The 20,335-nt window shown below is 33.7% G+C and carries 19 protein-coding genes and 1 other RNA gene; 3 read left to right on the top strand and 17 right to left on the bottom strand.

Going from position 1 to position 20,335, the window contains the following annotated elements; genetic code table 11:
• Positions 1 to 5 precede the first annotated feature (5 nt).
• The 12 genes from QOL71_RS15015 to QOL71_RS14960 form a co-directional block, all read right to left on the bottom strand.
• The gene (locus QOL71_RS15015) at positions 6 to 860 is read right to left on the bottom strand and encodes a CatB-related O-acetyltransferase (protein ID WP_283417709.1); all 855 of its coding nucleotides are present in this window, start codon (positions 858 to 860) and stop codon (positions 6 to 8) included.
• A 2-nt stretch (positions 861 to 862) separates the two neighbouring features.
• The gene (locus QOL71_RS15010) at positions 863 to 2,209 is read right to left on the bottom strand and encodes a hypothetical protein (RefSeq protein ID WP_283417708.1); all 1,347 of its coding nucleotides are present in this window, start codon (positions 2,207 to 2,209) and stop codon (positions 863 to 865) included.
• Positions 2,210 to 2,248: 39 nt separating this feature from the next.
• Entirely contained in the window at positions 2,249 to 2,749 is a 501-nt protein-coding gene (locus QOL71_RS15005) for a KdsC family phosphatase (protein ID WP_283417707.1), read from the bottom strand.
• 2 nt (positions 2,750 to 2,751) lie between these two features.
• On the bottom strand, positions 2,752 to 3,309 hold the full coding sequence (locus QOL71_RS15000; protein ID WP_283417706.1) for a serine O-acetyltransferase: 558 nt from the start codon (positions 3,307 to 3,309) through the stop codon (positions 2,752 to 2,754).
• Positions 3,302 to 4,351 carry an N-acetylneuraminate synthase family protein gene (locus QOL71_RS14995; protein ID WP_283417705.1) on the bottom strand — a complete coding sequence of 350 codons (1,050 nt, stop codon included), beginning with the start codon at positions 4,349 to 4,351 and terminating at the stop codon, positions 3,302 to 3,304. The genes QOL71_RS15000 and QOL71_RS14995 overlap by 8 nt, the downstream gene beginning before the upstream one ends.
• A gap of 1 nt (position 4,352) precedes the next feature.
• Positions 4,353 to 5,093 carry a cytidylyltransferase domain-containing protein gene (locus QOL71_RS14990; protein ID WP_283417704.1) on the bottom strand — a complete coding sequence of 247 codons (741 nt, stop codon included), beginning with the start codon at positions 5,091 to 5,093 and terminating at the stop codon, positions 4,353 to 4,355.
• Positions 5,094 to 5,095: 2 nt separating this feature from the next.
• Positions 5,096 to 6,889: an ABC transporter ATP-binding protein gene (locus QOL71_RS14985; RefSeq protein WP_283417703.1), complete on the bottom strand. Its 1,794-nt coding sequence runs from the start codon at positions 6,887 to 6,889 to the stop codon at positions 5,096 to 5,098.
• Between the two features lie 12 nt (positions 6,890 to 6,901).
• Positions 6,902 to 9,223: a GumC family protein gene (locus QOL71_RS14980; RefSeq protein ID WP_283417702.1), complete on the bottom strand. Its 2,322-nt coding sequence runs from the start codon at positions 9,221 to 9,223 to the stop codon at positions 6,902 to 6,904.
• Positions 9,223 to 10,002, bottom strand: a complete 780-nt coding sequence (locus QOL71_RS14975) for a polysaccharide biosynthesis/export family protein (protein ID WP_283417701.1) — start codon at positions 10,000 to 10,002, stop codon at positions 9,223 to 9,225. The genes QOL71_RS14980 and QOL71_RS14975 overlap by 1 nt, the downstream gene beginning before the upstream one ends.
• 48 nt (positions 10,003 to 10,050) lie before the next feature.
• A complete protein-coding gene (locus QOL71_RS14970; protein ID WP_283417700.1) occupies positions 10,051 to 10,707 on the bottom strand; it encodes an outer membrane beta-barrel protein in 657 nt (218 codons plus the stop codon).
• Between the two features lie 92 nt (positions 10,708 to 10,799).
• Entirely contained in the window at positions 10,800 to 11,288 is a 489-nt protein-coding gene (locus QOL71_RS14965; RefSeq protein ID WP_379953810.1) for a regulatory protein RecX, read from the bottom strand.
• 53 nt (positions 11,289 to 11,341) lie between these two features.
• Entirely contained in the window at positions 11,342 to 12,610 is a 1,269-nt protein-coding gene (locus QOL71_RS14960; RefSeq protein WP_283417698.1) for a serine hydroxymethyltransferase, read from the bottom strand.
• Between the two features lie 77 nt (positions 12,611 to 12,687).
• On the opposite strand from QOL71_RS14960, the gene QOL71_RS14955 reads away from it, so the two are divergent.
• Positions 12,688 to 12,984, top strand: a complete 297-nt coding sequence (locus QOL71_RS14955; RefSeq protein WP_283417697.1) for a hypothetical protein — start codon at positions 12,688 to 12,690, stop codon at positions 12,982 to 12,984.
• A gap of 94 nt (positions 12,985 to 13,078) precedes the next feature.
• Here QOL71_RS14955 and QOL71_RS14950 read toward each other — a convergent pair whose 3' ends face one another.
• The 5 genes from QOL71_RS14950 to QOL71_RS14930 form a co-directional block, all read right to left on the bottom strand.
• Positions 13,079 to 13,966: a DUF72 domain-containing protein gene (locus QOL71_RS14950; RefSeq protein WP_283417696.1), complete on the bottom strand. Its 888-nt coding sequence runs from the start codon at positions 13,964 to 13,966 to the stop codon at positions 13,079 to 13,081.
• A gap of 93 nt (positions 13,967 to 14,059) precedes the next feature.
• Positions 14,060 to 15,742 carry a ribonucleoside-diphosphate reductase subunit alpha gene (locus QOL71_RS14945; RefSeq protein ID WP_283417788.1) on the bottom strand — a complete coding sequence of 561 codons (1,683 nt, stop codon included), beginning with the start codon at positions 15,740 to 15,742 and terminating at the stop codon, positions 14,060 to 14,062.
• Positions 15,743 to 15,763: 21 nt separating this feature from the next.
• On the bottom strand, positions 15,764 to 16,012 hold the full coding sequence (locus QOL71_RS14940) for a hypothetical protein (protein WP_283417695.1): 249 nt from the start codon (positions 16,010 to 16,012) through the stop codon (positions 15,764 to 15,766).
• 314 nt (positions 16,013 to 16,326) lie between these two features.
• Positions 16,327 to 17,301, bottom strand: a complete 975-nt coding sequence (locus QOL71_RS14935) for a ribonucleotide-diphosphate reductase subunit beta (protein ID WP_283417694.1) — start codon at positions 17,299 to 17,301, stop codon at positions 16,327 to 16,329.
• Positions 17,302 to 17,670: 369 nt separating this feature from the next.
• Positions 17,671 to 18,486, bottom strand: coding sequence for a peptidase associated/transthyretin-like domain-containing protein (locus QOL71_RS14930; protein ID WP_283417693.1), 816 nt, complete (start codon positions 18,484 to 18,486; stop codon positions 17,671 to 17,673).
• Positions 18,487 to 19,005: 519 nt separating this feature from the next.
• On the opposite strand from QOL71_RS14930, the gene ssrA reads away from it, so the two are divergent.
• Positions 19,006 to 19,408: a transfer-messenger RNA gene (ssrA, locus tag QOL71_RS14925) on the top strand.
• 198 nt (positions 19,409 to 19,606) lie between these two features.
• Positions 19,607 to 20,314, top strand: coding sequence for a purine-nucleoside phosphorylase (gene deoD, locus QOL71_RS14920; RefSeq protein WP_283417692.1), 708 nt, complete (start codon positions 19,607 to 19,609; stop codon positions 20,312 to 20,314).
• Positions 20,315 to 20,335: the final 21 nt, after the last annotated feature.

The raw sequence follows: 20,335 nt of genomic DNA, 5'->3' as shown, positions 1-20,335 counted from the left end.
TTATTTTAGGATTCAAAAAGAATATCTGAAAAATTATCAATATCTTTTAATTCGTTTTCAAATATAAACTTGTTCTTTCTTATTTTTTCTATGGTCCAATTCCACCATTTGAGGTCAAGCAATTGATTAATTTTCTCATCTGGAAAACGGTATTTAATGATTTTTGCAGGAGAACCAGCAACAATTGCATAATCAGGAACATCTTTATTTACCAAACTATTGGCCGCAATTACGGCACCGTTACCAATAGTAACACCGCCTAGTATTACGCAGCTTGCTCCAATCCAAACATCGTTCTTGATAATTACACCACCATTACTTATTTGTTCATTTTCCCACTCTTCATTAAATATGTTTTTACCTATGTAATAACTTGTTAATTTATTATGATTATGATTGAATGTCTGTATAGAAACATTTCTTGCTATTGAACAAAACTTCCCTATTTCTATTGGAAATTTATCTGTCGATATTAAACTAATATTTGGACCCCAGACAGATGAAAAATCATCAACTTTCACCTCTCCCATTATTTTACACATGGATATTTTGCATCCGTCTCCAATTTGTAACTTTCCAAAGACCTGACTATTTTCTATATAAGAATTGTCTCCTACAATTGTTTTGCTTTTAACAACAGTATCAGAGATTTCCGATGAAAATCCGATAGATAGATTGTCTTTGATAATACTATTTATAATCTTAGATTTTCCTTTTGAATCAATTTTTGAAAAAATCTGGCTTCCTTTTATTACAAGCCTTTTTGTATTAACCGTGTTAGGAAAAATAAGATTTTGATTTTCTATAAATCTTAAAAATTTTTGTTTAATTCTATAATTTAAAAGTTTAAAAAATGTCATAATTACAAGCATTTAAGAATTGTAGAATAACTGTCAATAAAGGCATATTTCTGCTCCTTTATTTTATTTTCGTAAGAATTATAACCTTCTTCACCAAAGATAATAACTTTTTTACCAAATTTTTCTGCTTCTAAAGCGGTTCCGGAGAATGATGTAATAAGAGTAGACACTTGCTTAAAAACATCATACAAATCATTATTATTTGCTTCTTCTATAAAAATTTTATCCGTTATTTTTGCCTTTAATGCTAATAATTTTTCTTTATCCTGTGGATATCTTGGATGTAAACGAAAATACCAATTATATTTCTCATCTTCTAAAATAAAATCTTCTAGGAAGTATGGAATCCACTGCCCCTGCAGACAAACAAGGATATTATTTTCAACATCATCTTTTGTTTTCTCTGCATGCTCTGCATTATGACTTAAATATTTATTTCCAACCACTTCAACTTGAGGAATATATTTTTCTCCAGAAAAGTTGTTTAAAATGATGTTTTTATCTGTTTCTTCCCATACATAAAATATTTGTGGAAAATGGAAGAATATCTCGTCTGGATTTTTCCACTTTGCATAACCAAAATGAGTATCTGTAATAGAACTATGTTGATACTCTATCGTTGTTATTTTAAGAGCATTGGCCGCATAAAGTAATGAATTGGTCAGACTGCTGTAATAACAGTAGCAAAAAATTTTCTCGGGATTGAGAACTTTAAGAAATTTTTCAAATGCCCTGCTGTGAGTTACAAAATAATTAAGCTTGAAAATTAAATCCTCATGTAGAATAGTACTCTCTTTTTGTATGTTTCTTTTAAACTCAGTTATAGTCTCATTTGCAACATTGGAGATTTCATTTCTATAAAAAGGATATTTGAAATCATAATTATAATATTCGAATAACGCAGAAAGAAGATTTTCTATGTTACTTTTTGCTTTTTTATCAAAATATAAAAGATATCCTTTATCATCTTTATCATAAAAAGGATGAAGATAAGGATTATATTCTTTACCACTGACATTGTGAGAATAACTGCCAAAATAAAGTGTTTTTCCTGCTAAGCTGTCATTTAATTCTTGACTTAATTTTTTAATCTTAAAAAACAGCTTTAGCTTTATTCTCGCAGTATTGATGTAATATTTTAAAATCGAAAATTTATCATTTTTTTTGATGTCATCAGAATTTGTTTTATCTGCATTTATCTTTCCGCCAAAAATAAAATGAAGAAAAAAGCCTGTCTGAATTTTTACTATAAACCAAGGATTGACTTTATCAATCTCATATTCTACAGAAGATAATTTTTCATACATCTTTTGCAAAATATCTACATATTCTTTTCTTGATTGAAACATTTCTTGCCTATAATTGGTAAAACTTAATTTGAGTAGCAATTATTTTGATAAATCATCCACAATTTTAGCTAACTCCTCTTTACCAATGACATACTCGACAAATTCTCTAAATGCACCTTCTCCACCTTGTTTTGCGGTAACAAAATCAACCTTATCTTTAATATAAAAGGCTGCATTAGCTGGTGCACAAGAAAACCCCACTGCATTCAAAAGCTGTATATCACCAAGATCATCTCCAATATAAGCGACATCGGAGAGACTAATATTTAGTTTTTCACATATTTCTTTTGCTGCAGAAAGTTTATCATTAATACCTTGATAAAGGAAATCGATTTTAAGCTTTTGGGCTCTTCTTTCTACAATCTTTGTGTTTTCTCCTGTTATGATTCCTACAGGAATATTTAACTTTTTACAGAAAAGAATACCTGCACTATCACTGGTATTGAATTTTTTCCATTCACTTCCAGTTTGGTCATAATACATCCCGCCATCTGTCCAAACGCCGTCAATATCTGTTAAAACAAGTTTTGGTAAGTTCATCCTTAAAAAATTTTAGAATTTTCCGGGTAAGATTTATCAACAAAAACATTAGCACCAATTACTGAATTATCGCCAATAATAATGTCACCAACGATTACTGTTCCCGGATAGATTGTTACACCATTGCCTATTGTAGGACGACCGCCATTTTTATCACCTAAAGTAATATTATGATGCATTAATACATCATTTCCAATTTTAGTTCTGGCTCCTATAATAGTTCCGACACCATGATTCATTTTAAAATTATTCCCAATTTCTGCAGAGTAATAGATTTCAATTCCAGTATGAGAGAATGCCAATGATGAAAATTCCTGAGCATTTTTATGATCCCCATTCAAAAAGCAGAAACGAGCAATTCTATAAAAAAATGTCGCTAATAATGCCGGAAAATATTTTATTTTCTTAACATTAAATTCTTCACTGTAATATCTCTGATAATCTCCTTGGAATTTATTTATAATTGATTCCCAATCATTAGGTTTAATCGATTCAACATCAGGAGAAAAAATGGATTTTTCTTTAAAGAATATAATTTCATCTTTAATTGAATCAATCATTTTTGATGACATTTGGATAAATAATTTCGTTTGCAGCTATATCAGTTAGCAAAGTCTTGCCTACAATTTCTTCACGACTAGACCATTTGAAACCATCTCCAGGAGAAAGCAGATGTAGATATTCTTCTCTTACAATATCACCAGCTTTAAGATCTTTGTTAGTTGCGATAGATCTTTCCAGTTTTACTTTTGCAGCCATTACTGCAGGTTCGATATAAAGATCCTCTGTCCCGAATGACATTTCCAAAACTCTGATGTCTCTCACCATTCTATTAACGCCATCTGGTCCAAGAGATCCTGCCTGGTCCGTTCCTTTCATTCTTCTGTCCAGCGTGATGTGTTTTTCAATAATCTCGGCTCCCATTGCTACTGCATTTACAGGAGTCGAAATACCTATAGTATGATCAGAAAATCCGATTTTATATTCCGGATAATTTTTCTGAAGGTATTTTATTGTATTTAGATTAACATTCTGTGGTTTTGTAGGATATTCTGAAACACAGTGTAAAATAGATATCTCATTGTGGTATTTTGTAATCACTTCCAATGCTTCATCTAACTCTTTTTTTCCAGCCATTCCTGTAGAAACAATAATCGGGATTTTTGTTTCTGCCATTGCAGCTAGTAAGGGTAAATTTGTAAGATCGCGGCTAGCAACCTTCAGTCTGTCTGGTGTGAACAATTTTAGAAGCGATAAACATCCTATGGCACATAGAGTTTCAACAAAATCAAATCCATATAATTTGGCATGCTTATAACATTCGAAATGTTCTTCGTCATCAAGTTCAAGAAATTCTCTATGCTCGCCATATGTTCTTCCAAAAGAGTTAGGATTATCATAGATTTTGTTCATTTGAGAATCTGACAGCTCTGCATTTAGATCTCTTTTTGTCAGCTTAACAGCGTCCATTTTAGGAAGATCCAGACCAAATAGTTCTTCTTTTACAGGTCTGGCTACCATTTCTATAAGGAGCTTTGCGAGATCCAGTGATCCATTATGATTCTGCCCTATTTCTCCAATAATATACGTATTGTTCTGCATCTTATTTTGTATTATTAATTATGATTTGCTCCATACTTTCTTTTAACTTTTGGTTTGAAAGTATATAATTTCCAATCTCAAAAAAATTAGTTTTCGAAATGTTTTTAAATTCTTTTTCAATCAATTGAGTGTTTTCATAATCTTCGGGCGTATCTATAGTAAGTCTTATGTTATTATATTTTGAAAATTCATTTGTAATATCCACAAAATGGATTTTAAAGCTCTCGGGGTTATTATAAATCCCAAAAGTTACATGTTCACTATAACTTGGATCGCTAAAATTATCTCTTAAAAATCTGAGTGCATCCAAACTAACCAGTTCTGCAAAAATACCAATGTGGGATAAAACGGTCGGTTTATTATTTAAAACAAAAGACCAATAATCATGATCTGGATTTTGTTCAAAATTAGCAATTAATTTCTGTAAAATATCTGTATCTAAGAATGGATTATCAGACGTAATTCTGATGATTTTATCAATTCCAAAGAATTCTGCAGATTCTATATATCTTTCCAGAACATTACTTTCACTACCTCTATAATATTTATAATTGTTCTTCTCCAGATAATCAACAAGCTCATCATCAGAGGGAGATGTAGTAGTTGCAATTATCACAGGAATATTCAGAGGTAATAACTTGTCTACAAGAAAAGAAAGTATCGTCTTTGACTGGAAAGGCTTGAGAATTTTTGCAGGTAGTCTTGTAGATCCTAATCTAGCTTGAATAATAATTCCTAACATATTTAAAGTCCTTGTAGTTGTGCCATTCTTCGGAAATAATCCGATTTTGATTTGAGCTCATCAAAATTACCGCTTATTTCCAGATCTCCGTTGTTCATCAAAAATATCTTATCCGCTTCTCTAATAGTGGATAGTCTGTGTGCAATAGAAATAATTGTTATTTTACCTTTGAGAGAGTCTATACTTTGTTTGATTTCTGCTTCCGTTTCTGAGTCGAGTGCTGATGTAGCTTCATCCATTATTAATATTTGAACATCACGGAATAATTCTCTTGCAATAGAAATGCGCTGCTTTTGTCCACCTGAGATGTTCATCCCGTTATATCCTAAAAGTTCATTATAGCCATTCGGTAGATTGTTTATAAAATCATAAATACTACACAGCTTGGCAACATGAAAAAACTTGTTGATATTTTCTTCCGTACGATCTGCCCAAAAAGTTATGTTGTCAAAAATATCCGCATTGAATATTGTCGGCTCCTGAGAAATATATCCAATCTTATTTTTAAAATCAAATCTATTAATTGTCGTAAAATCAATTCCATTTACAAGATATTGACCCGTGTCATATTTCAATAATCCACTTAGGATATTAACTAAAGTAGATTTACCAGAGCCGCTTTCTCCAACTAATGCAACTGATTGGTTTTTTACAATTTCGACATTAATATCATTTAATATTTTACGGTCACCAAATGAGACTGATAAATTCTTGAGTTCAATCTTATTTATTTCTGTTAAACCCGATTTTCCAATTTCAGGTTCGGCATTCTTTTTAAGATATATTTGATAATCTTTTATATTCTCAATCGAACCGGTAGTTGCCAAATAATTATTCCAAGACCCTTGCATACTCATGAGATACGCCATAGCTCTATAAAATAACATCAGAATAATCATAATTGAACTTAATGCTACTCCTACTACTGTCACCTGAAAACCAATTATTACACAAACTAATGTGATCATAATAGGCTCTCTCATTGCAGATAATCTGGCTTGTAATCTACCTACTAAGATATTCTTATCAATCATTTGGTAAAGAATATTCAGCATACGATCAGTAAAAAAAATATTTCTACCTGTAGCTTTTAAATATTTAAAATTATTAACATTCTCAATTACAATGCCTCCATATTGATGATTATTCTTATTGAGTTCTCTGGATAATTTTTTCGTTTTGACATAAAATCTGTTATAGATTTGATTCGTTAAAAATCCGCCAACTAATATTAATATTGAAAATTTCCAATCTATAAAAAAAGCCATACATAAGTATATAAAAACAACCATGCCAGATTTTATACTTTCTATATACTGAGCACATGCTTGAGCCATTTGACTTGACTCTCCAATCAAAGAACTTTGCAGCCTTCCAATATCAGTTGAGATGAATTCTTTATACGATAAGTCCCGGAGTCCAAAAATTAAATCTACCCGAATTTTTTTCACAAAACTTTGAAGCGTAAGTGTTTGAAAAAACTGTGTGAAATAAAAAAAAACCGCTTTTAATAAAAAGATAATGATAATTAACACAAGCATATTTATCACATTGACTTCCAAATGGATAAACTTGAAAAAAACGGAGACTATATGAATAAGCTTATTATCTCCTTTAACACTATTGACCCCATCTGCAACCTGGATTAATGGAACAAACATCGTAAGACCTACACCATCAAGCAATGCCATTATAAAATTGCAAAATAGCATAACCCATAATCTTAAACCAATATATTGATAAAAAAAATAAAGAGTTTTAAAACGTAAAGCTAAAATTGTTTTGAGATTATTCAAAATAAGAAATAATTATTTTCTATTAAAAAGCTTTCTAAGTCTATTTGTTGGTTTGGTGTATGAATAGTAACCATAGCCATATTTGTAGCCATATTTAGAATACTCAGGTTTTACAGCATTAAGTGCAAAAACCATATTATCTATCTGATTATCTCTTCTGAAATTTTGTGCAAATGATATCATCTCATTATCTGAAAATTCCGATTTAACAGTATATAAAACCAAATCGGCGATATCAATTAAATGCATGGAATCACTTACGAGCATTACAGGCGCAGAATCCATGATAATATAATCATATTCTTTTTTAAGACTATCGATCATGTCATCAAATTTTTTCATGTCCAAAAGATCATTTGGATTAGGAGCTTTTGCTCCACTAAATAAGACATCTAATCTACTATCTAAACCCGAATTACTTATAAATTCATGTACATCCGTTTTTCCCGAAACCAAATAGTCTGTGAGTCCTTTTTTATTTCTGTTGATAAAACGATGTAACTGAGGATTTCTGATATCGGCTCCAATTAATAATACTTTTCCACTGCCTGACAAGCTCAATGCTGTATTGACTGAAACTGTTGTTTTACCCTCTCCTTTTACAGAAGAGGTTACTAATATCACCCCCCCTTCATTAATCTCTTTAGCCCTAAGAATAAATTTAATATTAGAAATTAGAATTCTAAAAGATTCTGCAAAAATAGTAAAATCATTTTTTTCAATCAATGTTTTACCACTATCATCAAAAGGAATTTCAGCAATTACCGGTATATGTGGCGCCAACGATTCAATATCTTCTTTTGAACGAATTTTAGTATCCAGAACCCTAACAATAAAAAGAATAATCAGAGGAAAAAGTAACCCCATAATAAGGGAAGCTGTTTTGATTTGATTATAGTTTGGATTTACTACACCTACCGTATATGCAGGGTTTACCACCTTAGCTTTTGGAGCTGTAACTGCAAGGGTGATTGCATTTTCTTCTCGCTTTTGTAAAAGATATAAATATAATGATTCCTTGAGGTTTCTTTGACGCTCAATATTCCTAAAAATTTTTTCTTGTGTTGGATATTTATATATCGCCGCCTTATCTTCACCCATTTCAAAATTGGTCTGTCCCAATTTTCTTTGCAGTTGTTCACGACTTTCCTGTATGTTTTTTCTAATAGAAACTAATAATTCTGCTAATTGAATGTCAAATGCTTTAATTGTAGGATTGACTACTGTTGCTTGTTTCAGCGTTCTTTTCTTTGTTAAAAGCAGTTCATTATATTGAGTCAGCAAAGACTCTGTGGCACCCGGTAAACCCAGGCCAGTAGGAAACAATTGTTCTTTTCCGCTATTGACCATATCGGAAATAGCATTTAAAACCTCTAATTGTACAGATTGATTAAAGATATTTTCAACATTACCACTAAGGCGGTTCACTGCAATACCAGCTTGTACATCAAGGTCTGTAATTTTATTTGTTTTTTTGAAGTTTTCTTTTTCCCCTTCTATTTTTTCTAAGTCAACAGATATAAGGCCTAATCTGTTATCAATGAAATCCTCAGTATTTTGTGCTTCAATATTTTTGTCATTGATACCATCAATATTATACTGTCTGGAAAGTTCATTGAGAATATCTTCGGATTTTTGAGGTATAGGGCCTGTTAATGTCAGGTCCATCAATAGGCCTGATGGGGTTTTTACTACTATTCCTCCTTCTAATTCTTTTACAAGAACTGTTTCACTTTTAAAAACAACTTTAACTTTATCCGGGGATTTATCTTTGATTTTTTCAATTATTACTGTTCCAAAAGGCAAAGAAGCGGGATATCCATAACGGAACAAATTATTATCAGATAATAATGCACCCTCTGTTAATCTGTATGTTTTATTATCTACAGGTTCTAATATATAAGATGCCGAATAAAAATTCTTTTTTTCGTTAATAATACGACCTGTATAAGGAGAATAATTATATAGCTCTACTTCTCTAATTTTACCTTTGATAAAAAAACTTACTCCAAGATTTAGGTTTTTGACTACTTTGTTTAGTATGGGTTTTGAAACAATAATAGCCGCTTCACCTTGTAATTCATTATCTCCGCTAATTCCCATACCTAAGCTCTTAAGATCCCCTAAGGCACCTTTACCTGATTTAGATTCTTGAAATAACAGTGTTGTCTTTGAAAGAAATTTTGGTTGGGTATATTTAAGATAAAAATAAGCCCCCAAATAAAAGATAACTAGGCTCAAAATAATCCATGGCCAATATTTCAAAAAACGAAAAATTTCTTTTTTGAAGCTTATTTTTTTGTTTGAACCTAAGTCCTGATCTAACAAATCCATTAATTTGTAACTCGAATTAAAAATAATCCCAAACTAATTCCTACTGCTAATAATTGTAAAAATAAAGCTCTATTTGGGTTAGTTGTATTTGCGGCAATCTGCTTGTTACGATCCGGCTCTACATATAAGATATCATTCTGTTGCAGGTAATAATATGGCGAATTAACAATATTAGCCTCAGAAAAATCAAGATGTATTACTGTATCTTTTTTGGTTTCTTCAGAAAATCTCAATAATTTAACATTGGTTCTATCTGCGGATGGATTCATATCTCCTGCTAAAGCCAAAGCTTGAAATAAATTGAGTTTTTCATTATTACTTGTCTTTTGCCCCGGAGTTTGAACTTCTCCTAAAACGCTAATACTAAAATTAGTCAATCTGATATCTACCAATGGGTCCGTAAGATATGTTTTCAATCTTTCTTCTAAATCTTCTTTTAGTTGTTTTTTAGTCATCCCTAAGCAATAAACCCTTCCTAAAACCGGCATCTTTATATAGCCATCTGGAGAGACAATGTACGAGCCAGTTCCATCTTTATCCGACTTATCAGGATCATTGGTAGATGGCATTGTATTGATATTGAAAGGTTTTATTGCTAATTCATCAAAAGCAGATATAGATATTGTAAGCGCATCGCCCTCCTTTATCTTTAATCCCTGATACCTAGCCTGACTTACTTCTTGATCAAAGTTATGATTGCTCATATAGATCATATTTTTTTTAGGCTGACAAGAACAAACTAAAAAAACCAGAAGTAATAAAAATATTTTTTTCTTCATTCTTTCATTCTGTAAGAATAAGAAATCCTACAGTCTATAATTCTAACGTTAATATGTTTCTCCTAAATAATAGTTAACGCCAATACCTAAAAATCTATTATATGTAGCGGTTTTAGTATAATCAGGATATATCTTTGAAAGTCCTCTGTCAAATCTTATAAAAGCCTCAAGCTTATCATTAACTCTTGCCCCAACTTTAACAGAAACACCATAACTGAATTTCTTTATTTTTTGACCTAATCCAAATTTATACGGATCATAACCCGTAAACACAGCTTCTTTCACAGCATCATCTTCTTTTGTGTTTTCAGACACTAAAAATTCGAATTTTGGGCCTGCCATAATATATATATCCCCTTTGTAACCATGATTTTTCAGAAAATATTTAATATACAAAGGGACTCCAACATAAACATTACTATACTTTTGATAATCTACTTTATCTTCATTCCAATCTCCCTTCTCACCAATTGTAAAAACTTCTAATTGTGGTGTAAAATATAACCAAGCAGAATCATAAATATCATTTGTCACTAACGAAAAATCTGCAAAAACGCCTAAACTCCCTCCAAAATCACCTTTTGAAACACCATGGATACCCGCTATTGAACCTTTGTGAACACTGCCAGTAACTCCATACTTAATTGATTGTGCGTTTGCAAATCCAAATAATACTAATGAATATATAATAGCTAATTTTTTCATGAACTTTGTTTGATCAAATTTGGGACGAAATTAAGAATTTTTTATTTATTATTCAGAAATATTTACATTCTTTGAAAAATTTCAATATTAATTTAAGTTAATCTTTGATTATCTGACTCAGTATTAACATCTAGAATAGCATCATATTCGAAACCTCTGGACAAAAGATATTGGATTGTTTTACTTTTTTTCTGATACTCTTTTAAGCCTTTTTGCCTTGAAAAATATTCCTGATAAATCTTTCGTATCATTTTTTCATAGTCATCAGCTTCAATCTCATCCATACATTTGGAAATTAATTTTTCAGTAATTTTCTTTTGCCTGAGATTGATTTTGATTTTATTCCTTCCCCAGTGTTTGATGTAGAATTTTCCTCTTATATAACTTCGGGTAAAGCGCTCTTCATTAAGGTAATTTTCCCTAATGAGGTACAGAAATATTTCATCCTTAGCTTCAGGGATTAATACAAATTCTTTCATTTTTTGCTCAACCTCATAATGACATCTGTCCTGATAAACACAATAGTTGACCAGCTTTAATTTGATCTCATCAAAAGTGAACGACTTCTTTTCCATTGTTATAAAAAAAGAATGAACCCGAAAGCTCATCTTCTTATCAATAATTATATTTTCTATTAATAGTTGAAAAGCTTTTTTCCTTCCATCAATTCATTAACTTTCTTTTTAACAGAAGCTAATCTATCTTCGTTCTTGATATCATCCACGACTTCAGAAATTAAACCTGCAATCGTTCCCATATCACTTTCTTTCAGGCCTCTTGTAGTAATTGCTGCTGTTCCAAGACGAATCCCTGAAGTTGTGAAAGGCGATTTATCATCAAAAGGAACCATATTCTTGTTACAAGTAATGTCAGCCTTTACTAATGCTTTTTCAGTTTCTTTTCCGTTAACGTTTTTGTTTCTCAAATCAATCAACATCAAGTGGTTATCCGTTCCGCCACTTACGATTTCGAAGCCTAAGTCTATCATCGATTTTGCTAAAGCCTGGGCATTAGCTTTTACCTGCTTAGCATAAACTTCGAATTTAGAATCGATGGCTTCCGCAAACGCAACAGCTTTAGCACCAATTACGTGTTCCAATGGACCACCTTGGATTCCTGGGAAAACGGCACCATCCAAAACAGCACTCATTAACTTGGTTTCCCCTTTTGGCGTTTTATGTCCATAAGTATTTTCAAAATCCTCGCCCATCATAATCATTCCTCCTCTTGGACCTCTCAATGTTTTGTGGGTCGTCGTTGTCACCACGTGGCAATGCTCGAATGGACTATTCAATAGACCTTTAGCAACCAATCCTGCCGGATGTGCAATATCAGCCCAAAGCGTTGCTCCAATTTCATCAGCAACTTCGCGGAATTTAGCATAATCCAAATCTCTGGAATAAGCAGAAAATCCTGCAATCAGCATTTTTGGCTTTTCTCTTAGAGCTACATCTCTCATTTGGTCATAATCAATCAGGCCTGTTTCTTTCTGAACACCATAAGAACAAACCTGATATTGGATTCCTGAGAAATTAACCGCAGAACCGTGTGTCAAATGGCCGCCCATAGACAAATCCATTCCCATCACTTTATCGCCCGGTTTAAGGACTGAAAGATAAATTGCTGCATTGGCCTGAGATCCAGAATGTGGCTGAACGTTCACATAATCAACCCCGAACAATTCTTTTGCTCTGTCGATTGCCAATTGCTCTACCTCATCCACCACTTCGCATCCGCCGTAATATCTACGTCCGGGATAACCTTCTGCATATTTATTGGTAAGCACACTTCCCATTGCTTTCATCACATTCTCGGAAACAAAATTCTCCGATGCAATTAGTTCAATTCCGTGGGTTTGTCTTTGTCTTTCTTTTTCAATTAGTTCGAAAATCGGGTCTTGCATTTCTTAGATTTATTTTTCCCAAAAGTAAGAAATTCCCAAGATATTTTTATAACTTTAAATGATTAACCTTATCCATTATGAAATCTAAGAAGAAATATAAAAAAGAACTCTTAAAATCTCTGAAACACCTGGAAGCTGCAGAAAGTGCTTCCCTAAGAGTAATGACAAACCTGATGCTTCTTAAGGAAATGAAAGAAAACAATATTAAGTTCAAAAAAGGTGATGTATTTTCTTTCGAGGATGACATTTTCGATTATAGCGAGGACAAAAACGTCCGCATCCTTGCAAAGCTTCGTAAAAAAACAATGAAAGCGATGCAAAAGTTAGTTGAAAATAATCAATTTAAAGATAAAGAGCTGAAGTTTTTGGCTTAAATTTTCCCGTAAAAAATTCTCTGAATTTTGCCATCTCTCTAATTTAGAGAAATTACAATATAAACAATTCCTTTCAACGCGAAAGGAATTTTATTTAAAATAATGTCGGCTGTTCAGAAGCCATTGTCGGAATATGTATATCTGTCCCGAATTCCTTGTTGACATTTTCTATAAAATAAGCTGACAATAATGGCGATGCCTTTTCTACATTTTGATGAACAAAGAAATAAAGATTCTGCAAACCTTCTTTTTTCCAGACTTTGATTCTCTCCAACCAATCATCCAATCTTGCATAATCGCTTTCAGCATTAGCTCCGACATAACGCACAAATGCATTAGGCGTTGTCAGCCGCATATGAAGCATATCCCGCCGCCCTGCTGTATCTACGATGATATTGGTGATTTGATTCATTTCAAATAATTCACAAACAGTATTGAACACTTCTTCGTCGGTGAACCATTCTGTATTTCTCAATTCGATGGCTAATGGAACTTCTTTTGGCCAATCCTGAACAAATTTTTCCAAACGGTCGTAATCTTTAGGTTTGAAATTATCGTGTAGCTGAAGAAAAACCATTCCTAGTTTATCATCAAAATTAAGAACTGCCGAAGCGAATTGTGTTACAACATCCGTAACATTCAATAATCTTCGGAAGTGTGAAACGGTATTGGTAATCTTCGGAAAGAATTTGAAATCCTTTGGCGTTTTTTCTTTCCAGGTCTGGACTTGTTCGGCTGTTGGCATTCCGTAGAAAGTCGCATTCAATTCAATCGAGTTAAATTGAGTTGCGTAATAAGTCAATTCGTCTTTTGTTCCTTTTGGATAAAAACCTTTGAGGTCGGTTTTGTTCCACTTGGCGCAACCGATAGAGATATTATCCAGACCTTTTTTATTCTGCTCGAGAATGAATTTGGTTTGAGGATGATCTTTTGGCAAAGTAAAATCGATTTGTGACGGGTCAGCAACTTGTCCGAATTTCATAGGAGTTCAAAGTTTTTAGTTGGAGGCTTAAAGTTAACAAAAAAACCGTAGAAAATCCTACGGTTTTGATTATCAATTATTAGTTTCTACTATTTAAGCTTCACAAGCAGAGCAAGTCACAAAGTTGACCATTAATTCTTTCGAAACCGAAGAACTTCTTTGGTAATACAATGTTTTAACTCCTTTTTTCCAAGCCTCGATCATTACAAAGTTAACGTCTTTCACTGGCATTGTAGAAGGAATCTGCAAGTTAAGCGACTGAGCCTGATCAATATATTGTTGTCTTTGAGCAGCCTGAGACACGATTTCCATTGGAGAAATCTCTCTGAATGTTTTGAATACCGCTTTCTCATCGTCTGTCAATCCTTCAAGGTGCTGAACAGAACCGTGGTTCAACATAATTGTTCTCCAGGTTTCTTCGTTATCGAGACCTTTTTCGTCTAGCAATTTTGCCAGATATTTGTTCTTACGCATAAAGTTTCCTTTTGCTAAACCTGCTTTGTAGTAGTTGGAAGCAAAAGGCTCAATCCCAGGAGACGTTTGTCCAAGGATTGCTGAACTTGAAGTTGTCGGCGCAACAGCCAATAAAGTCGTGTTTCTCAAACCGTAACCTTTCAGCATATCAGGCTCACCATAAATGTTTGCCAATTCTTTGGAAGCAATTTCAGCCTGTTCCTTGATATGACGGAATGCTCTTGCATTGAACTGAGTGGCCTGGAAGCTCTCAAACGGAATCATATTTTTCTGTAAATAAGAATGATATCCTAAAACTCCTAAACCTAAAGCTCTGTGACGCATTGCAAAGTTTCTGGCTGATGTCAGGTAATAATTTCCTTCAGTTTTCTCGATGAATTCTGATAGAACCGCATCCAGGAAATAGATGGCTAATTTCACAGCATTCGTATCTTTCCACTCATCGTATAATTCAAGGTTCATTGATGATAAACAGCAGATGAAAGATTCATTAGCTGTTGAAGGCAACATAATCTCTGAACAAAGATTACTAGCGTTAACCATCAATCCTGCATCTTTATAAACCTGAGGTTTGTTTCTGTTCACGTTATCTGTAAAGAAAATATATGGCAAACCTTTTTGCTGACGGCTTTCTAAAACTCTTGCCCAGATTTTTCTCTTTTCAACATCGCCATCAATCATATCCTGCATCCAGTAATCCGGAACGCAAACACCTGTGAATAAATTCTGGATTGGGCTTCCGATATCTTTGATACTCAAAAATTCTTCGATATCTCCGTGATCAATGTCAAGATAAGCTGCGAAAGCTCCTCTTCTCACACCACCCTGAGAAACCACATCCATCGCTGTATCATATAATTTCATAAAAGAAACCGCTCCGGAAGATTTTCCGTTATCTGTAACCGCCGTTCCTCTATTTCTCAATTCCCCGAAGTAACCTGAAGTTCCTCCACCGATTTTCGTCTGCATAATCACTTCACCCAATTTGTGAGTAATGCCTTCGATATTATCAGGAATATGAACGTTGAAACAAGATATCGGTAAACCACGCTGTGTTCCCATATTAGCCCAAACCGGAGAAGAAAAACTGATCCAGCCCTTCACAATCATCTCTTTGAAAGCCGGTTGCAATTCCGGTTTGTAAAGACGTTTTGCTGCTGCAGTTGTAATTCTGTCGATTGCGCCTTCTACAGTTTCCCCTTTCAGAAGGTAACCTCTGTTAAGCATTTGCTCAGACTCTTCGTTGAGCCACCAGATATCTATATTCTCGTCCATCATAACTTTATTATTTTGCTTGCTAATTTTCTTTTTAAATTTACTGAATTAGTTCAAAAGTATCTTCCTGCTCCGTTCCAATTCTCCAATTTTTACTTTGTTGATGTGTGTAAAAGTCACATCATTATTAATCTCTTCAAACTGCTTTGCTTTTTTGATGCAATAATCAATTTTGTAGGCTACGGACATACATATTCTATGTCCTCGTGTCAAACCCATTCCCATATAAATGTATTCTCCTAATTGGAAATTGTCTGACTTGCTGTGCTCAATTTCTGAAATAATGTCTGAGTTCATATTGATTTAAATTTAGTTGATGACTAATATTTAAATAAAACCAAGCGACTCAGACTAATATTTGGTTTTATCACATAAAAAAGAAAACTCCAAGAATCTGTAAACTATTTCTTAAAATTTTCTTTTTTCACAACCCTTTCAGAGTTCTGAACTATGAAAGGGTTTCTATTCAGTTTGTCATTCCGGAGGAATCTAAACTAAGCTGTCAAGATTCCTCCGGAATGACAATATTATGTTCTTGTCGTATACTTAATTTATTCAAAACTAGTCGTCAAAAAACTTCCATATTCCGACATCTGACTTCCAACAAAAATCTAAAACAAATCGTTCGCCGTGATCGACTTGTCGTGTTTTGTATAATCTACCGGACGTTTTGCGAAGAAATCATCTAAAGAGTTGGCAAAAACTTCCTCTTCAAACCAAACCATTGGTCTGTAATCTTCCGGCGTCACGTTGTATCTCGTTTTCATTCCGATTTTCTTCAAAGAGTCGTCCACTCTGTATTTCATAAAATCCAAAAGATTTTTCTTGGAAACGTGTTCGATTTCGCCTAGTTCAAAAATCCAATCCAGGATATCGGATTCCATTTCAATAGACTCATCAACTAAGTCATAAATCGATTCGATATCGTCATCAGTCAGTAAATTAGGTTGCTCTTCTCTGATTTTATTAATCAAATAGATTCCTCCGTTAGCATGTATTTGTTCATCTACAGACGTCCACGCGATGATGTTGGAAACGTTTTTCATATAGCCTTTGAATCTTGTGAAAGACAAAATGATAGCAAACTGGCTGAACAGGGACACATTTTCTATCAAGATACTGAAAAGCAACAATGATGAAACGTAAGATTTCGGATCCTGGGAATTGGCATTTTTCAAGACTTTTCCCAAATAATCGATTCTGTTTTTTACCGCTGGAATGTCAATTACATTCAGGAACTCATCGTTATAACCCAACACTTCCAACAATCTGGAATAAGCCTCGGAGTGACGGAATTCGCATTCCGCAAATGTTGCTCCCAAACCATTCAGTTCCGGTTTTGGAAGATGGTGATAGAGATTCCCCCAAAATGTTTTTACGTTAACCTCGATCTGAGCAATTGCCAAAAGCGCATGCTTCACAGCATTTTTCTCGTGTGGCTCCAACTGAGAATGGAAATCTTGAACATCCGCTGTGAAATCCACTTCCGAATGCACCCAATAGGACTTGTTGATAGCTTCTATAAATTGTAAAACTTCCGGATATTCAAACGGTTTATAACTTATTCTTTTATCAAAAATCCCCATAGTTTAATGCTTTAATGTTTCTTTATAAGAGTAATCACCGGTAGGATATAGGAAATCAGCACTTTAAAATCTATTGCTTTTTCTCCCAAAGCGGTAACACAAAAATAGAAATTGAATACAACAAATGAAAGAGCGAAAGCCCGAAAAATGTCAAAAAACTGACAATCATCGGCTAAAGTTTTCCACATTATGTTAAAAGTCCTATGAATAGGGATTTTATGAGGGAAAGCAAGTTCTTACGGCTATTAAAAGGCAAAATTCAATTTAAACATTTTACATAAAAACCATTGTTAAAAGTGTTTTAATATTAAACAAATAAAATTTTAAAATCTTTGCTTCTTCGCAATGATTATAAAATGATTAAAATTTTTAACCTTCCGACTGTTTCTTGGAAAAGTTGTGAGTTTTGATATATTCTGAGAAAGCCATTTTAAGTTTTGAATCGATCGCAGCCTTGTCAAAGTTCTTTCTATAGTTCTTTGCCAAATTATAAGCCTGGTCTGCATAGGCTAGAAAAATATCGAAATCGTACTCGTCTAAGCCATATTGTGTATAATAGCCTAAATCAATAGCAGATTTTACCCGTTTGTAGAACTCTTGGGTTTCGCTATAATCGGCAGTTGTTTTGGGAGATGATGTTGCTTTTCCTAGAAGTCCACCAATCGCACCGGCTAATTTCATCAAATTGACTTGTCCGGCTGCAAAATCCGGTTGTTTGAAAGCGGAAGGCGTTGAAGCTTTTGGAACGACTTCATTGAGGGGTGTTCTCATATAATTGTTCATTGCGCTGTTGAGTGCAACAACTTTTGGTGGCGGATTGAGTCTTGTAACGTCTTTTTTCAAGATTCCGGTTGGCTTGAATGACAGCCTGACTTCTTCTATCTCTTGCGGAATGGTTGTTAATTTTACGTCTAAACTCTTTGAGAAACTCCCGGATGTTAATAAAATCAAACTTCGTTCATAACCTTGCCTGGATATTCTCAATTCATCCGAAGGTTTGGCTGCAATGGCGAAATTCCCCATATTGTCAGACATCACAATCTGATCTGTTCTGAGGTTATGAATGCTGGCGAAAGGCAGCTTGTCTCCACTCTCGTTGGTAATATTTCCCAAAATATAGTCTGACTGGGAAAAGATTCTTATCGAGAATAATGTGATGAGAAGAAATAATAATTTAATTTTCACAGAATTAAGTTTGTACAAAATTAGCTTTAATCAGCTCTGATATTGTGATGAAAGGGTTTTGAAAGAGATAGTTTAACCGACTTTAACCTGTTTTGGGAATTTTTTAGAAATTGAAAGTTTTGATTTGTTAAAATTATTTTGAGAATGGTTTTGAATGCTGATGCTTTAAACGCAAAGTACGCAAAGGTTTCTTTTATCATTGTTGAAATATTTTTAAGGTTTGCAAAGGCGCTTTGCTCAGCTATTTTATCACTCGTTGATTTTGGGGGATTTTGCTGATTTTCTTTTATCTCAAAAGGTTCTAATGATTGACAAAGTTTGTTTTTTGCGAAGCGCGTGAGGGATAGTAGTGGAAATCCTTTTGGGGATTTTGCAAAATCCCCAAAAGATTGCAACGGACAGCCCGACCCGAGCGGCTGGTACGTTTTGGCGAGGGTCACGCCCAAATATAAATGATAAATAACGTGATTTTGTTGGACTGTTTTTTTTGCGTAAATTTGTTGTCTTATCTTAAAAATTGGGGTTGACTGGTTTCGACAGCAAGACCAATGGGTAAGTAAGCATGCAGAGAACCGTAGCGCGATCTCTTAAATCCCTTGCTACAACATTTTAACTGGCAACGAAGAGTTCGCTCTTGCAGCTTAATAATCGAAGTTTAGTAGATTCAAGCGTTTCCCGAAGATTTCAGTAAGGAAGCAAGATATCTCACCAATGTTCTGTTCTGCGACGTTGGATCCTGGGATATAGGAATGCGGAAATAAGGTTTTGGATGCTTTGACCAAAACTCGAAAATTTTAGAAGCTAAGGTTTAGGTTGGGTGTTTGCTCTCTGCCTGAGCTCGAAAATCAATAGCAAAATAAGCATGTAGAAAGCTTGCGTATTGCTTGTTTGGACGAGGGTTCGAATCCCTCCAACTCCACCAAAAGCACTCTTCAAATGAAGGGTGTTTTTATTTTTATTAATCGATTCTTGATCTTCCTAATTTTTTACTATTCTATGATAAGACTTCCGAAAGTAATCACAAAAATCAAGTATTCTAATAAATAATTTTATTTCAAAATCATTTACATAAATCGAATAATAAATTTTATATTCACGGTCTTAAAAAAAATTCATAAAAATGAGTGTTCACATTAGTGCTAAAAAAGGAGAAATCGCAAAGACGGTTTTGATGCCCGGCGATCCACTTAGAGCAAAATATATTGCTGATAATTTTTTGACAGACGCCAAATTGGTCAGTCAAACAAGAAACATCTATTTCTACACAGGAAATTATAAAGGTAAAGAAATTACTGTTGGTGCGAGCGGAATGGGATTTCCAAGTATCGGAATTTACTCTTTCGAATTGTTTACCGAGTATGAAGTTGAAACGATCATTAGAATCGGAACTTGTGGTGCTTATTCTACAGATTTAAAATTATTCGATATCCTGAATGTAGAAAAGGCAGCGAGTGAAAGTACTTACGCAAAATTTGCCTGGGGAATTGAAGAAGATGCCATTTCTAACCAAGGAAGTGTTTTTGATAAAATCAATGAAACAGCAAAAGAATTAGGTTTGGAAGCTAAAGCAACCAACATCCACTCCAGCGATATTTTCTACAGAAAAGACCCTGCTGTTCCGGAAATAGCCGTAAGACACAATTGTCCTGCCGTAGAAATGGAAGCTTTTGCGCTTTTTGCTAATGCACAACATTTGGGTAAAAATGCAGCAACAATCTTAACGGTTTCTGACATTATCCCAACTCACGAGCAAATCTCAGCCGACCAAAGAGAAAAAGCATTGAGAACTATGATGGAACTATCACTTGAAACAGCTATTAAATTTTAATCTGCTGCATTTTAAAATAAA

It is taken from the genome of Epilithonimonas pallida (assembly GCF_900182975.1).
GTDB lineage: Bacteria > Bacteroidota > Bacteroidia > Flavobacteriales > Weeksellaceae > Epilithonimonas > Epilithonimonas pallida.
This window is presented reverse-complemented; position numbering and strand designations above follow the sequence as displayed.

Coding starts and splice junctions, on each gene's coding strand:
- QOL71_RS14995 (WP_283417705.1), bottom strand. CDS start 4,351: ATGCAGAACAATACGTATATTATTGGAGAAATAGGGCAGAATCATAAT.
- QOL71_RS14975 (WP_283417701.1), bottom strand. CDS start 10,002: ATGAAGAAAAAAATATTTTTATTACTTCTGGTTTTTTTAGTTTGTTCT.
- QOL71_RS15005 (WP_283417707.1), bottom strand. CDS start 2,749: ATGAACTTACCAAAACTTGTTTTAACAGATATTGACGGCGTTTGGACA.
- QOL71_RS15000 (WP_283417706.1), bottom strand. CDS start 3,309: ATGATTGATTCAATTAAAGATGAAATTATATTCTTTAAAGAAAAATCC.
- QOL71_RS15010 (WP_283417708.1), bottom strand. CDS start 2,209: ATGTTTCAATCAAGAAAAGAATATGTAGATATTTTGCAAAAGATGTAT.
- deoD (WP_283417692.1), top strand. CDS start 19,607: ATGAGTGTTCACATTAGTGCTAAAAAAGGAGAAATCGCAAAGACGGTT.
- QOL71_RS14940 (WP_283417695.1), bottom strand. CDS start 16,012: ATGAACTCAGACATTATTTCAGAAATTGAGCACAGCAAGTCAGACAAT.
- QOL71_RS15015 (WP_283417709.1), bottom strand. CDS start 860: ATGACATTTTTTAAACTTTTAAATTATAGAATTAAACAAAAATTTTTA.
- QOL71_RS14960 (WP_283417698.1), bottom strand. CDS start 12,610: ATGCAAGACCCGATTTTCGAACTAATTGAAAAAGAAAGACAAAGACAA.
- QOL71_RS14935 (WP_283417694.1), bottom strand. CDS start 17,301: ATGGGGATTTTTGATAAAAGAATAAGTTATAAACCGTTTGAATATCCG.
- QOL71_RS14980 (WP_283417702.1), bottom strand. CDS start 9,223: ATGGATTTGTTAGATCAGGACTTAGGTTCAAACAAAAAAATAAGCTTC.
- QOL71_RS14950 (WP_283417696.1), bottom strand. CDS start 13,966: ATGAAATTCGGACAAGTTGCTGACCCGTCACAAATCGATTTTACTTTG.
- QOL71_RS14955 (WP_283417697.1), top strand. CDS start 12,688: ATGAAATCTAAGAAGAAATATAAAAAAGAACTCTTAAAATCTCTGAAA.
- QOL71_RS14970 (WP_283417700.1), bottom strand. CDS start 10,707: ATGAAAAAATTAGCTATTATATATTCATTAGTATTATTTGGATTTGCA.
- QOL71_RS14990 (WP_283417704.1), bottom strand. CDS start 5,093: ATGTTAGGAATTATTATTCAAGCTAGATTAGGATCTACAAGACTACCT.